The sequence below is a fragment of the Roseobacter sp. N2S genome, from assembly GCF_031454055.1.
Taxonomy (GTDB): domain Bacteria; phylum Pseudomonadota; class Alphaproteobacteria; order Rhodobacterales; family Rhodobacteraceae; genus Amylibacter.
Map to the genome: position 1 here is coordinate 937942 of NZ_JAVDQB010000001.1, position 13436 is coordinate 951377.

Below are 13436 nucleotides of genomic sequence, written 5' to 3' on the forward strand. Positions count from 1 at the left end.
TTGGTTTTTCGATAAGAGAGGCCCCATGAACGCGATCACACAAAACCCCGCCCCGTTGTTTACTGCCACTGACACCACCTATCGGTTTGCCCGTTGGGGGCGGCCTTTGGCACCTGTGGTTTTTGGTGTGGGGGATGAAAGTCTGCCCCATCTGAAAGACGCGATTGCGCAGGCGGTGGCGATTACCGGTGGTGTTTTGGCCGAAACAGACCCTGAACTTGGCGCGAATTTCATGTGGTTCTTTTGTCGGGAGTGGTCGGATCTTGCAGCGGTGCCCAATCTGGACAAGCTGTTGCCGAATTTCGAGCGGATAATTGCGGCACTGACAGAGCAAGGGGCCAGTCGTTATAGGTCTTTCGGGTTTGATCGGGACGGGTCTATCAAGCTGTGTGTGGTGTTGATCCGTGTAGATGCCGCAACCGAGGCGCTGTCGTTGCAGACTTTGGGCACCAGTGAAACTTTCCAGTCTTTGTTAACCTGGAGCGAGGGGGCCTTTGCAGAAACCTCGCCCATTGCCATGATCAAATCCAATAACATCTGTATCGTGAAGCCTGAGTTTGCCGCCATTGTGCGTGCGGCCTATGATCCGTTATTGCCTGCGGCCACCGAAGACCCGAGCCATGCGCTGCGTCTGTCTGCGCGGGCCAGTAAACTGGTGCAGGATATTGAAGATGGTGCATGAATTTCCGGTTCGGGTCTATTATGAAGACACCGATCTGGCGGGGATTGTCTATTACGCCAACTATCTGAAATTCATCGAGCGGGCGCGATCCACCCTTGTGCGCGAAGCCGGGATTGATCAGGGCGATTTGAAAGAGGCTGCGGGGCTGGTCTTTGCCGTGCGTCATGTGGATGCAACCTATCTGCGGCCCGCCAAACTGGATGATGCGCTGACAATTGCTACAAAACTGCAACAATTGTCCGGTGCGAAACTGCAGTTTGAACAAGATGTGCTGCGGGGCGATGAACTGCTGTTTTCTTCAAAAATTACAGTGATTTGTATGAACGCCGCAGGTCGTGTTGTACGGCTTCCGGCAGAAATTCGCGCAAAATTGGCCATTTGACGTACAATTGACCGCCGATGCAGCAATGAAACATGGATTTTCCTCTGCCCGAGGGCTATGTTCGGTGCAATAATCAAGCCTCTGGCAAACAGGGGCATCAGGCAGTCTTTGAATGAGACATAAAATAGTCGGGCGGACACATGGAAACTGAAACACTCGCCGCAGTGCAGGAGATCGATTTTTCGATGCTTGCGCTGTTCCTTCGTGCTACTTTGGTGGTGAAGATCGTGATGCTGATCTTGATCTTTGCCAGCGTTTGGAGCTGGGGAATCATCATCCAGAAATTCATCAACTATCGTATCGCCCGTAAGGACGCCGAACAATTTGATCGGGCCTTCTGGTCGGGTGATCCGTTGGATGAGCTGTTTGACAGGCTGGGCGCAGACCCCACTGGGGCGGCCGAGCGGATTTTTGCGGCGGGGATGGTTGAATGGCGACGATCCCATCGCAGTGACGGCAATTTGATTGCAGGCGCACAGGCGCGGATTGATCGCAGCATGGATGTGGCGATTAACCGGGAAAGCGAAAAGCTGAACAACGGGTTGACCTTTCTGGCCACGGTCGGCGCGATTGCGCCGTTTGTGGGGCTGTTTGGTACGGTTTGGGGCATCAAAAGTGCCTTTGAAGAAATTGCCATCCAGCAAAACACCAATCTGGCCGTTGTGGCCCCTGGCATTGCCGAGGCTTTGATGGCCACGGCGCTGGGCCTTGTGGCCGCGATCCCTGCGGTTATCTTTTACAATAAACTCAGCACGGATTCAGACCGGATCATCAGCGGCTTTGACAGTTTTGCCGATGAATTTGCCACGATCCTGTCCCGTCAGTTGGACAGCTGATCATGGGTGCAGGTGTTGTAGACCGAGGTGGCGGAGGCGGTCGTAAGGGCCGCCGCAGCCACGGGAAAAGCCGGCCAATGGCGGAAATCAACGTCACGCCTTTTGTGGATGTGATGCTGGTGCTGCTGATTATCTTTATGGTGGCAGCGCCCTTGTTGACCGTGGGCGTTCCCATTGAACTGCCTAAAACCGCAGCCCAGCCGCTTCCGACGGAAGAAGAAGAACCGCTGGCATTAGCTATTTCTGCGGATGGCGTTTTGATGTTGCAAAACACTGAAATCGACCGCGCGACCTTGGTGCCTAAAATGCGCGCCATCGCGGCAGAGCGGCAGGACGACAAGGTGTTTTTACGCGCGGACGGGGCGGTTCCCTATTCCACTGTGATGGAAATCATGGGCGCGCTGAATGCGGGCGGCTTTCGCAATATCGGACTGGTGACAGATGCGGGTGGGCCACGGCTCGACGGGTCTGATGTCTCTGGGAATTAGGTAGGCTAGGGCGTGGACACCGGCACCAAAATATCCATTGGCCTGCATGGCGTTATACTGGGGCTTGCCGCTTTTGGCGGGCCCTTGTTTGACAGCGATGAAAGCAAGGCGATTCAGGTTTCCGAGGTGTCGATCATCACCAGTACGGAATTTGACGGTATGATGTCGCGCGCACCAGCGCCCGAATTGCAGGAACCCCAGCAACCCCAATCCACAGCAGAGACCGAAACCGCGCAGCCCCCTGTTGTGGAACAGCCCGTGGTCGAGCAACCTGCGCCTGAACCGCAGACCCCTGCGGTGGTGGAAACAGCCCCCGATGTGACGGATATGGCTGAAGCGGCACAGCCTGACAACCCGCCTGACATCCCTGTGGAAAGCCCCGAAATCGCCGAACAGACGCAGGAAGCTACGGGCAGCACCTTGGTGTCGCCAGATGCACAAGTGGCCCAGGAAGACAGCAGCGGCCAAGTCGCGCCGGATCAACTGGCCTTGTTGCGGCCCAAACCGCGCCCCGCGCCCCGTGTCAGCGATCAGGTTGCACCTGAACCGCCAACCGATGCAGAGACCGCAAAAGAGGCGGTCGAATCCACCACGCCCAGCGAAACCCCTGCGGAACAGACTGAAACCAAAGAAGAAGTCGCGCCTAAAGAATCTACCACTGAAATTGTGACCGAGGCAGAAGAAGACCCGAATTCACTGGCACCAGTGAAATCTTCGCGGCCAAAAGGGCGGCCGTCAGATATTGTGGCACGGGCGCAGGCGGTGAAGGATGCCGCTGCCAAAGCGGCCACGCAGGCCGCAAACGAAAAAGCTGCGGCGGATAAAGCGAAATCTGACACAGCCGAAGCCGACAGGCTTGCCGCTGCCAAAGACGCGCAAGCCAAAGCGATTGAGGCGGCGATGAAGGCCGCAACATCCGAGACAGCGCAATCGGTTGGTCCCCCGCTAACGGGCAGCGAAAAAGGTGCTTTGGTTCTGGCGGTCCAACAGTGTTGGGCCCCGCCTGTTGGCGTGCAGGACGCGGCAAATCTGGTGGTAACCCTGTCTGTAGAATTGACACCGGACGGAAAATTGATGGGAAGCCCGAAACTTGTGGAACCTTCTGGCACGCCGCAGGGTTTGGTTCAGCAGGCCTATGAAGCAGGGCGACGGGCGCTGATCCGCTGTGCGCCTTATAATTTGCCTAAAGATAAATACGAACAGTGGCGACGCATCGAAGTCGTCTTTAACCCCCAAAACATGGTGGTCAGATAATGAACTTATTTTTGAAACTTTGCATTGCAATGGCTGTGGTCAGTGGACCCGTGGCCGTACACGCCCAAAGTGACGGACCCTTGCGGATTGAAATTACAGAAGGCATCATTGAACCGATGCCCATAGCGGTTCCTGTCTTTGTGGCCGAAAATGCAGGGGCAGAGGCTTTTGCCCAGCAGTTGACTGATGTCATTACCAGCGATCTGGTGGGCACAGGTCTGTTTCGGGCCATCCCTGCAAGCGCACATATCGGAACGATCACCAACTTTAACGCGCCTGCACAATATTCAGACTGGAAGGCGATTAATGCGCAGGGGTTGGTGACGGGGGCTGTAAGCCTTGCGGCGAACAACCAGATGGTCGTGAAGTTCCGCCTTTTTGATGTGTTTGGTCAGGAACAGCTTGAAGGTGTGCAATTCGCCGCCAGCAGCCAAAGTTGGCGCCGGATGAGCCATAAGGTGGCGGATGTAGTCTATAGTCGTTTGACTGGCGAAGACCCGTATTTCGACAGTCGCGTGGCCTACATCGCCGAAGAAGGCCCCAAAAACGACCGCAAGAAACGGGTTGCCGTAATGGATTATGACGGGGCCAATGTGCGCTATTTGACGGGCAGCGAAGACATCGTGCTGGCCCCGCGCTTTTCGCCAAATGCGCGTGAAATTATCTATACCACCTATGAAACCGGTGTGCCGCAGGTGTTTTTGATGAATGTGGACACATTATCGCGCCGCGCCCTTGATTCCGATAAAAACATGACCTTTGCGCCGCGCTTTAGTCCGGACGGGCGTCATGTGATCATGTCGCTGAGCAACGGTGGGAATTCGGATCTGTACACCTTTGATATTGCCACTGGGGCCAAGACCCAGTTGACCAATTCACCCGCCATTGAAACCGCGCCCAGTTACAGCCCTGACGGAACCCAAGTGGTGTTTGAAAGTGACCGTGGGGGCGGACAGCAAATCTATGTGATGCCAGCAACGGGCGGCGAGGCGAAGCGGATCAGCTTTGGCCCTGGGCGCTATGGCACGCCAGTCTGGTCGCCGCGCGGTGATCTGATCGCCTTTACCAATATCAGCGGCGGGCGGTTTCACATTGGCGTGATGCAAACCGATGGCAGTCGGGAAAGACTGTTGACGGGGTCGTTTCTGGACGAAGGTCCAACATGGTCTCCCAATGGCCGTGTAATTATGTTTTTCCGTGAAACACAAGGGGAAGCCGGGGCGCCGGGGTTGTATTCCATGGATGTGACAGGACAGAACCTTCGCAGGATAACGACACCGACTTATGCCTCTGATCCGGCGTGGTCAGGGTTATTAGAGTAAGCGAGAGGCCGTTTCCCATAACGGGAAATAGCTGTTATAGAGGGGGCCAGTATAGAGTGGTTCCAAAGCGCCCAAGACGCCAGAGAGCGAAAGGATGAGCAGATGAAAATTTACAAAATAGGTCTAATGCTGACCTGTGTAGCAGCCCTTGCTGCCTGTGACATGCGCCCCAAAACTGGGGATGACATGGACGGGATGAACGGCAGTGGCATGAACAATGGCATCGGCAGTGGCGGGGTGAATGACCCTGCATCGGTGGCCTATTTCAACCAGACCATCGGGGACCGCGTGCTGTTTCTGGTCGATCAGCACACGCTGACACCTGTGGGCATGCAGACGCTGGACGCTCAGGCGAACTGGTTGCAGGAATATGGCACTTACACCGTCACGATTGAAGGCCACGCGGATGAAACCGGTACGCGGGAATACAACCTTGCGCTGGGCGCACGTCGTGCCAATTCGGTGCGTGACTATCTGGTCAGCCGCGGGGTTGCGGGCAACCGTATCAACACTGTGACTTATGGTAAGGAACGCCCGTTGGCGATTTGTTCGAACGAGGAATGTTGGTCAAAGAACCGTCGTGCGGTGACTTTGGTGGCCACAGGGCTGACCAGTTAATGCTGGCCGGCTGACACAGTATTAAACAGGCGTCGTTTGCACATGGTGCGAACGGCGCGTTTGTGAGTATTTGGGGAACATTGAAGATGCGGTTAGTGCGGGCACTTTTGGTAGCGGCGGTTATTGCGCCGTTTGGCGCGCAGGCGCAGGCACAAGACGGGCAGACACTGGCGGATTTTCGTCAGGAGCTGGAGTTCTTATATTCGGATATCGTGTCTTTGAAACGAGAGTTGTCCACCACGGGGGGGGCGACCCAGCAAAGCAGCAATGGGCCAGCCTTGCAGCGGATTGACACATTAGAAGCCGAAATGCGGCGTCTGACGGGTGAAATTGAGGAAAAACAGTTCTGGATCGAAAGCATCGTTGGCGATGGCACCAACCGCATTGGCGATCTGGAGTTTCGCTTGTGCGAATTGGAAGCGGGCTGTGATGTGACCAAATTGGATCGCACTGCACCGCTAGGGGGTAAGGTCTCAGCACGCCCTCGGACGCCTTTGACATCGGGGAATGCCGGTCAAACGGATGTGTCAGGTAGCACCACGAATATGGAACAAAACACCTTTCAACGGGCGATGGCCGCCTATGAAGCTGCGGATTACGGCAATGCCGCCACCCAGTTTGATACGTTGATCGCCAATTTTCCAGGTGGGCCTTTAACCGGAGAGGCGCATTACTGGAAAGGTGCCTCTCTTGCGGCGCAAAATGATTGGAACGGCGCAGCGCGCAGTTTCCTTGAAAGTTTCAGCGGTGCGCCAGAGGGCACAAAAGCCCCGGATGCGCTGTATCGTTTGGGGCTTTCGTTGAACGAATTAGGGCAGCATGAAGAGGCTTGTTTGATGTTGGCCGAGGTTCCCGTGCGTTATCCCGCCGCTGCAATTGTCGGCGAGGCACAGTCCCGTCAATCCGCGCTTGGGTGTTCCTAAGCCTGCGATTTCGGGCATGAAAACAGCATTTCCGAACTTTATGGACTGTGTTCCTGACGGCACGTTGGGCGTGGCTGTTTCTGGTGGCGGTGATTCGATTGCTTTGCTGGTGCTGATGGCCGATTGGGCGCAAGAAACCGGTCGCAGTTTGCGCGTTGTCACTGTGGATCACGGCTTGCGCAGCGGGTCCGCCGACGAAGCCGCAGGTGTTGCCGTTTTATGTACCGATCTGGGGCTGCCTCATGATACGTTGCTCTGGCAGGAGCATCCCGAAACAGGAAACCTTCAAGACAATGCGCGACAGGCGCGGCAAAATCTGATTTCGGACTGGGCCGTTGCGCATGGCATTGCCGCCGTCACCACAGGCCACACCCGCGACGATCAGGCGGAGACCTTTCTGTTGCGCCTTAAACGGGGCAGCGGTGTTGACGGTTTGTCAGGCATGGCCGCACAGGTGACGAAAGACGGTCTGATCTGGTTGCGCCCGCTGTTGGATATTAAGCGCCAAACCCTGCGTGATTTTCTGCGCCAAAGGCAGATCAGTTGGGTTGAAGATCCGAGTAATGATGATCTGCGTTTTGATCGTGTGAAAATGCGTAAAGCGCTGAATATACTGGGTGAAATTGGCCTGAATGCAGATGTTTTAGCCGATACTGCCGCGCGGATGCAGACTGCGCGGGGGGCCTTGGAAAGCTACAGCAAAGAGGTGTTGGGCAAGGTCGCGCAGCCACGGGACATCGGGTCTGTCCGACTGGATACCGAGGCTTTGACACAGCATCCGATGGACATTCAATTGCGTGTGCTCGCCCATTGTCTGCGCTGGGTTTCCGGCGGGCCATATCGTCCCCGATTAAAAGCACTGCATCAGGCTTTGGCACACAGTTTTAGCGGAACGGGGCACAGTCTGTCAGGGTGTCTGCTCACCCCGATCCGCGACGAAGGGATTGAAATCACCCGCGAAGTTTCCGCTATGGTTCCAAGTGACGCTAGCACCTGTATTTTTGACGGTCGCTGGCACTGTGAACCCGCCCAAGGGCAGTGGCGTCCGCTTGGCTCTGACGGGATTTTGCAGCGCCCAGAGTGGCGTGATACTGCCGAAACCAGAAATGCAATCCTCGCATCGCCGTCTTTATGGTATAATAACGAATTGAAGTCGGTCCCCTTTGTCGATAAAAACCCGGCTTGCGGGTGTTGGCTGCGGGATGGGACCGAAAGTTTTTATGCAACCATTGTGACGCATTGAAACCACTGCGCGGAAACCTATGTTCCACGTAACACTTTGTTAAGATATCCGGCGCGTAATGTGCCTTAAGGAGAACCGCTTTGGGAAATACCAAAAATCTGGCGTTTTGGGTCGTGTTGTTTCTGCTGATCGTGGCGCTGTTCAATATGTTCAGCAACGGGCAACGGTCCGGTAACGAGAATCAGATAACCTATTCCGAATTCATTCAATCTGTTGGAAAAGGCAACGTGTCCGAAGTTCAGATGGATGGCGAGTTGATCACCATCGTAAACAAGGATGGCAGTCGTTTTGAAACGATCCAGCCCCGCTCTGCGATGGAAACCGACGATCTGACCAACCAGATGATCGACGCTGGCGTCAATGTGAACGTCAAAGCGCAGGAACAGTCGGGCTTTTTGTCGGCCATGTCCCTGTGGCTTCCGTTTCTGGTGCTGATCGGCGTTTGGATCTTCTTTATGAACCGCATGCAGGGCGGTGGCCGCGGCGGGGCGATGGGCTTTGGTAAATCCAAGGCGAAACTGCTGAACGAACGCCACGGGCGCATCACTTTTGATGATGTGGCTGGCATTGACGAGGCTAAGGACGAGCTGGAAGAGATCGTTGAATTCTTGCGCGACCCGCAAAAATTCAGCCGTCTTGGCGGTAAAATCCCAAAAGGCGCGTTGCTGGTGGGCCCTCCCGGGACAGGTAAAACCCTTTTGGCGCGGGCGATCGCAGGCGAAGCAGGCGTGCCGTTCTTCACAATTTCCGGCTCTGACTTTGTGGAAATGTTCGTGGGTGTCGGCGCCAGCCGCGTGCGCGATATGTTTGAGCAGGCCAAAAAGAACGCACCATGCATCGTGTTTATCGACGAGATCGACGCTGTTGGCCGCCATCGTGGCGCTGGCTACGGCGGCGGTAATGACGAGCGGGAACAGACGCTGAACCAGTTGCTGGTGGAAATGGACGGGTTCGAAGCCAACGAAGGCGTGATCCTTCTGGCTGCAACCAACCGTCCTGACGTTCTGGACCCTGCGCTGCTGCGTCCGGGCCGGTTTGACCGTCAGGTACAAGTACCAAATCCTGATATTAACGGCCGCAAGAAAATTCTCGAAGTTCATGCGCGCAAAACGCCGCTGGGCCCCGATGTTGATCTGCGCATCATTGCGCGGGGTACGCCCGGGTTTTCCGGTGCGGATCTGGCAAACCTTGTCAATGAATCCGCGCTTATGGCAGCTCGTACCGGCAAACGCTATTTGACGATGGAAGACTTTGAAAACGCCAAAGACAAAGTGATGATGGGCGCGGAACGCCGGTCTATGGTTATGTCCGAGGACGAGAAGAAGTTGACAGCTTACCATGAAGCGGGCCACGCCATTGTGGGGCTGAACGTGCCGCAGCATGATCCGATCCACAAGGCAACCATCATCCCGCGCGGTCGTGCGCTGGGTCTGGTGCTGTCTTTGCCAGAGCGGGATCAACTGTCTGTCACCAAGACCAAATACAAGTCCCAAATCGCCATGGCGATGGGCGGTAAAGTGGCCGAGGAACTGATCTTTGGCGAAGAGAATGTCACCTCTGGCGCGTCTTCGGATATTCAACAGGTCACGCGGATCGCGCGGGCAATGGTCACCCAGTTCGGCATGTCCGAAAAACTGGGCAATATCGACTATGCAAACCGCCAGGACACATATCTTGGTCCACAAAGCGGTGGTGTGAATGCTGGTCCGGACACCCAGGAAATCATCGACGCCGAAGTGCGTAAACTGGTGGACGAGGGCTATGCGCGGGCCAAACAGATTTTGACGGATCATGCGGATCAGTTGGAAAACATGGCACAAGGCCTGTTGGAATATGAAACGCTGACAGGGGCCGAGATCAAGAAAGTGATCGCGGGTGAGCCCCTGAACCGCGGCTCGGATGATGATGATGACACAGATACAGGTGGCAACGCCCCAAGTGTTGCGGCGGTTCCAAAAACCAAAAAGCCGAAATCCACACCAAAAGGCGACATGGAACCCGATCCCGTGTAAGGACGCTGATCACATTTGGTGATCTACAAGGTAACATTTTGTAAAGACCCGTGCATGGCGCGGGTCTTTTCTTTTGGTGGCTGTGCGGTTTAACTGTGATGTGTCGCCACAGGTGACAGTTTTAACGTGATTGCCTGGAAAGCCCCTGTCATGCCTGCTTTGATCCCCACAGACTACACCTGCGAAATTGTCTATCTAGGCATTGTACCAGACCGCGAAGTTGCCTTGGCTTCTGATCCCGAAACTGAAGTTTTTGCCAGTTTCGCAGGGGTTGCGGGGGAATGCCACGGTGGCTTGACCCGCCCGTCCTGTTCCCGCGTGTCTTCGCAATTTTCCCGAGGCACCGAAATCCGCAATGTGCGGCAGTTTTCTATCATCAGCGCCGAGGAAATGGCAGCGGTGGCCGAAACCATCGGCATCGACGCGGTGCTGCCAGAATGGATGGGTGCCAGCATAATGGTGCGCGGCTTGCCGGATTTCACCTTCATTCCACCATCATCCCGCTTGCAAACCCAAAGCGGGACCACGCTTGTAGTTGATATGGAAAACCGCCCCTGCATGTTCCCAGGTAAGGAAGAACTGGAACCCCGCCATCCCGGTAAAGGCAAGTTGTTGAAAACCGCCGCGAACGGAAAACGGGGTGTCACTGCTTGGGTCGAACGCGAGGGGATATTGCGGATCGGTGATCGCTTTACACTGCATATTCCCGACCAGCGCGCTTGGGCGCCGTAAGCCAAATACCTTGTTACACCACAGCCATCAGATGATTCATGTGATGGGCGGCGATAACGGCTTGGAATATGTCGTATTTGCTTAGGGTCGGTTCGGTCGTTTTTGCGCATAAATTGCCTAAGAAACGATCACAAGCCAACTCCAACAGGGAATTTTGCGAATGGCCTATAAGACAGATATTGAAATTGCGCGCGAAGCCAAGAAACGTCCGATTCAGGAAGTCGGTGAAAAGCTGGGCATCGACAGTGACAATTTGCTGCCCTACGGCCATGATAAAGCCAAGGTCAGCCAGTCGTTCATCGACTCGGTTCAAGGGAATAAAAACGGCAAGCTGGTGCTGGTAACGGCGATCAATCCAACCCCTGCTGGCGAAGGTAAAACCACCACAACTGTGGGTCTGGGGGACGGTCTGAACCGCATTGGCAAGAACGCCTGCGTGTGTATCCGTGAAGCCTCGCTCGGGCCAAACTTTGGCATGAAGGGCGGCGCTGCGGGGGGCGGTTATGCGCAGATCGTGCCGATGGAGGACATGAACCTGCATTTCACAGGGGATTTCCACGCCATCACCTCGGCGCATTCGCTGTTGTCCGCGATGATTGACAATCACATCTACTGGGGCAACGAGCTGGAAATCGACGTGCGCCGCGTTGTCTGGCGCCGCGTTGTTGACATGAACGACCGCGCCCTGCGCCAGATCACGGCCTCATTGGGGGGCGTGTCCAACGGCTTTCCACGGGAAACAGGTTTTGACATCACTGTAGCCTCTGAAGTGATGGCTATCCTGTGTCTGTCGCTTAATCTGGAAGATCTGCAAAAACGTCTGGGTGACATGATTGTGGCCTATCGCCGTGACCGCACACCGGTTTATTGCCGCGATATTAAGGCGGACGGCGCAATGACCGTTCTGCTGAAAGACGCGATGCAACCCAATCTGGTGCAAACGCTGGAAAACAACCCCGCTTTTGTACACGGCGGCCCGTTCGCCAATATCGCCCATGGCTGTAATTCGGTTATTGCCACAAAAACCGCGCTGAAGCTGGCGGATTTTGTGGTGACAGAGGCTGGGTTTGGCGCCGATTTAGGGGCTGAAAAATTCCTGAACATCAAATGCCGCAAGGCAGGGCTGGCACCGGACTGCGTCGTTCTGGTCGCAACAGTTCGCGCGATGAAAATGAACGGTGGCGTGGCCAAAGCGGATTTAGGTGCGGAAAATGTAGCGGCTGTGAACGCAGGTTGCCCGAACTTGGGCCGCCATATCAGCAACCTTAAAAGTTTCGGCGTGCCTGTTGTCGTGGCGATCAACCACTTTGTCACAGACACCGAAGCCGAGGTCCAGGCAGTAAAGGATTATGTGGCGGGACAGGGATCGGAAGCGATTGTTTCCCAGCACTGGGAATTCGGCTCAAAGGGCTCTGAAGCGCTGGCAACCCGAGTAGCCGAAATTGCGGAAAGCGGGGCGTCACAATTCGCACCACTGTATCCTGATGAAATGTCGCTGTTCGAAAAAATCGAAACCATCTGCAAACGCATTTACCACGCGGATGAGGTTCTGGCTGACAAGAAAATCCGCGACCAACTGCGTCTGTGGGAAGAACAGGGCTATGGCAATCTGCCAGTTTGTATGGCGAAAACCCAGTATTCCTTTTCCACCGATCCAAACCTGCGCGGGGCACCTACGGGCCATTCCGTTCCAGTCCGCGAAGTGCGCCTTAGTGCGGGGGCGGGGTTTGTTGTGGTGGTCTGCGGCGAGATCATGACCATGCCGGGTCTGCCAAGGGTGCCAAGTGCGGAAAATATCTGCCTGAACGCGACGGGGCAGATTGAAGGCTTGTTTTAAAACAGCCATTTGCAAGGGCGCGCAATCGCCTTACAAGCGGGGGGCTTGCTGCGGCAAGCCCTGATGCCTCTGGCAGAGGTGTTTGAACGACAAAGAAAGGCGATTGTGTGACTGCTAAAATTATTGACGGGAAAGAGTTTGCGGCAACCGTGCGGGCCAAAGTAGGCACCCATGTTGCGCGATTAAAGGCGGATCATGGCATCACGCCCGGCTTGGCTGTGGTGCTTGTGGGCGAAGATCCCGCATCCGAGGTTTACGTGCGCAACAAGGGCAAATCCACGCTGGAAGTGGGGATGAACTCTTACGAGCATAAACTGCCTGCGGATACATCTGAAGCCGATCTACTGGCCCTGATAGAGCAGTTGAACAACGATCCCGCAGTGCATGGTATCCTGTGCCAACTGCCCCTGCCTGACCATCTGAACGAAGAATTGGTGATCAATTCCATCATTCCGGAAAAAGATGTGGACGGGTTTCATATTTCCAACGTCGGGCTGCTAAGCACGGGGCAGAAATCTATGGTTCCCTGCACACCGCTTGGCTGTTTGATGATGTTGCGCGACCATCACGGCAGCCTGTCTGGTCTGAATGCTGTGGTTGTGGGGCGGTCCAACATTGTGGGAAAACCTATGGCAAATCTGCTTTTGAAAGACAGTTGCACTGTCACAATCGCCCATTCCCGCACCAAAAACATCGAGGCCCTGTGCCGGGGTGCGGATATTGTTGTGGCAGCTGTCGGGCGTCCTGAAATGATCACGGGCGAGTGGATCGGCGAAGGCGCAACCGTCATCGACGTGGGCATCAACCGCATTCCCCACCCTGAAAAAGAGGGTAAATCCAAGCTGGTTGGCGACGTTCATTTTGCATCTGCTGTGGAAAAAGCCGGCGCGATTACCCCGGTTCCGGGCGGCGTTGGCCCAATGACAATCGCCTGTCTGTTGGCCAATACCGTTACCGCCTGTTCGCGCGCCAACGGATTGGAAGAGCCCGAAGGTCTGACCGCCTAAGACGGCAATACAAAAACGAGGCGCCGGAGCAGATCCAGCGCCTCGCCTACCAATACTCAAATAATCATTACATCGGGCGCAGTTGCGCATATTCGGCGCT

General features: G+C 55.4%; 13 protein-coding genes. All 13 read left to right on the forward strand.

Annotated features, from left to right (window positions below; all coding sequences use genetic code 11):
- Positions 1–25 precede the first annotated feature (25 nt).
- The 13 genes from GGE09_RS04615 (at position 26) to folD (ending at position 13336) form a co-directional block, all read left to right on the forward strand.
- Positions 26–682, forward strand: a complete 657-nt coding sequence (locus GGE09_RS04615) for a hypothetical protein (protein ID WP_309744315.1) — start codon at positions 26–28, stop codon at positions 680–682.
- Positions 672–1064 (forward strand): tol-pal system-associated acyl-CoA thioesterase, encoded by a 393-nt coding sequence (gene ybgC / locus GGE09_RS04620; RefSeq protein ID WP_309744317.1) that lies wholly within the window; start codon positions 672–674, stop codon positions 1062–1064. Before GGE09_RS04615 ends, ybgC begins: the two co-directional genes overlap by 11 nt.
- Positions 1065–1204: 140 nt before the next feature.
- Positions 1205–1900: a protein TolQ gene (gene tolQ / locus GGE09_RS04625; protein WP_309744319.1), complete on the forward strand. Its 696-nt coding sequence runs from the start codon at positions 1205–1207 to the stop codon at positions 1898–1900.
- Between the two features lie 2 nt (positions 1901–1902).
- Positions 1903–2388, forward strand: a complete 486-nt coding sequence (gene tolR, locus GGE09_RS04630) for a protein TolR (protein ID WP_309744321.1) — start codon at positions 1903–1905, stop codon at positions 2386–2388.
- A gap of 12 nt (positions 2389–2400) precedes the next feature.
- Positions 2401–3642: a hypothetical protein gene (locus GGE09_RS04635; protein WP_309744322.1), complete on the forward strand. Its 1242-nt coding sequence runs from the start codon at positions 2401–2403 to the stop codon at positions 3640–3642.
- Complete coding sequence (gene tolB, locus GGE09_RS04640) at positions 3642–4964, forward strand: Tol-Pal system beta propeller repeat protein TolB (RefSeq protein WP_405048524.1); 1323 nt, start codon at positions 3642–3644, stop codon at positions 4962–4964. Before GGE09_RS04635 ends, tolB begins: the two co-directional genes overlap by 1 nt.
- Positions 4965–5066: 102 nt before the next feature.
- Complete coding sequence (gene pal, locus GGE09_RS04645; protein ID WP_405048525.1) at positions 5067–5582, forward strand: peptidoglycan-associated lipoprotein Pal; 516 nt, start codon at positions 5067–5069, stop codon at positions 5580–5582.
- A gap of 86 nt (positions 5583–5668) precedes the next feature.
- Positions 5669–6505 (forward strand): tol-pal system protein YbgF, encoded by an 837-nt coding sequence (gene ybgF / locus GGE09_RS04650; protein WP_309744324.1) that lies wholly within the window; start codon positions 5669–5671, stop codon positions 6503–6505.
- A 16-nt stretch (positions 6506–6521) separates the two neighbouring features.
- On the forward strand, positions 6522–7748 hold the full coding sequence (tilS, locus tag GGE09_RS04655) for a tRNA lysidine(34) synthetase TilS (RefSeq protein WP_309744326.1): 1227 nt from the start codon (positions 6522–6524) through the stop codon (positions 7746–7748).
- 80 nt (positions 7749–7828) lie between these two features.
- Complete coding sequence (ftsH, locus tag GGE09_RS04660; protein WP_309744328.1) at positions 7829–9760, forward strand: ATP-dependent zinc metalloprotease FtsH; 1932 nt, start codon at positions 7829–7831, stop codon at positions 9758–9760.
- A 150-nt stretch (positions 9761–9910) separates the two neighbouring features.
- Complete coding sequence (locus GGE09_RS04665; protein ID WP_309744330.1) at positions 9911–10492, forward strand: MOSC domain-containing protein; 582 nt, start codon at positions 9911–9913, stop codon at positions 10490–10492.
- Between the two features lie 160 nt (positions 10493–10652).
- Positions 10653–12329 carry a formate--tetrahydrofolate ligase gene (locus GGE09_RS04670; RefSeq protein ID WP_309744332.1) on the forward strand — a complete coding sequence of 559 codons (1677 nt, stop codon included), beginning with the start codon at positions 10653–10655 and terminating at the stop codon, positions 12327–12329.
- Between the two features lie 107 nt (positions 12330–12436).
- Complete coding sequence (folD, locus tag GGE09_RS04675; RefSeq protein ID WP_309744334.1) at positions 12437–13336, forward strand: bifunctional methylenetetrahydrofolate dehydrogenase/methenyltetrahydrofolate cyclohydrolase FolD; 900 nt, start codon at positions 12437–12439, stop codon at positions 13334–13336.
- Positions 13337–13436: the final 100 nt, after the last annotated feature.

Excerpts from the sequence above, each read along its gene's own strand:
- ybgF (WP_309744324.1), top strand. The coding sequence starts at position 5,669 with ATGCGGTTAGTGCGGGCACTTTTGGTAGCGGCGGTTATTGCGCCGTTT.
- GGE09_RS04670 (WP_309744332.1), top strand. The coding sequence starts at position 10,653 with ATGGCCTATAAGACAGATATTGAAATTGCGCGCGAAGCCAAGAAACGT.
- pal (WP_405048525.1), top strand. The coding sequence starts at position 5,067 with ATGAAAATTTACAAAATAGGTCTAATGCTGACCTGTGTAGCAGCCCTT.
- tilS (WP_309744326.1), top strand. The coding sequence starts at position 6,522 with ATGAAAACAGCATTTCCGAACTTTATGGACTGTGTTCCTGACGGCACG.
- GGE09_RS04615 (WP_309744315.1), top strand. The coding sequence starts at position 26 with ATGAACGCGATCACACAAAACCCCGCCCCGTTGTTTACTGCCACTGAC.
- GGE09_RS04665 (WP_309744330.1), top strand. The coding sequence starts at position 9,911 with ATGCCTGCTTTGATCCCCACAGACTACACCTGCGAAATTGTCTATCTA.
- ybgC (WP_309744317.1), top strand. The coding sequence starts at position 672 with ATGGTGCATGAATTTCCGGTTCGGGTCTATTATGAAGACACCGATCTG.
- tolB (WP_405048524.1), top strand. The coding sequence starts at position 3,642 with ATGAACTTATTTTTGAAACTTTGCATTGCAATGGCTGTGGTCAGTGGA.
- tolQ (WP_309744319.1), top strand. The coding sequence starts at position 1,205 with ATGGAAACTGAAACACTCGCCGCAGTGCAGGAGATCGATTTTTCGATG.
- tolR (WP_309744321.1), top strand. The coding sequence starts at position 1,903 with ATGGGTGCAGGTGTTGTAGACCGAGGTGGCGGAGGCGGTCGTAAGGGC.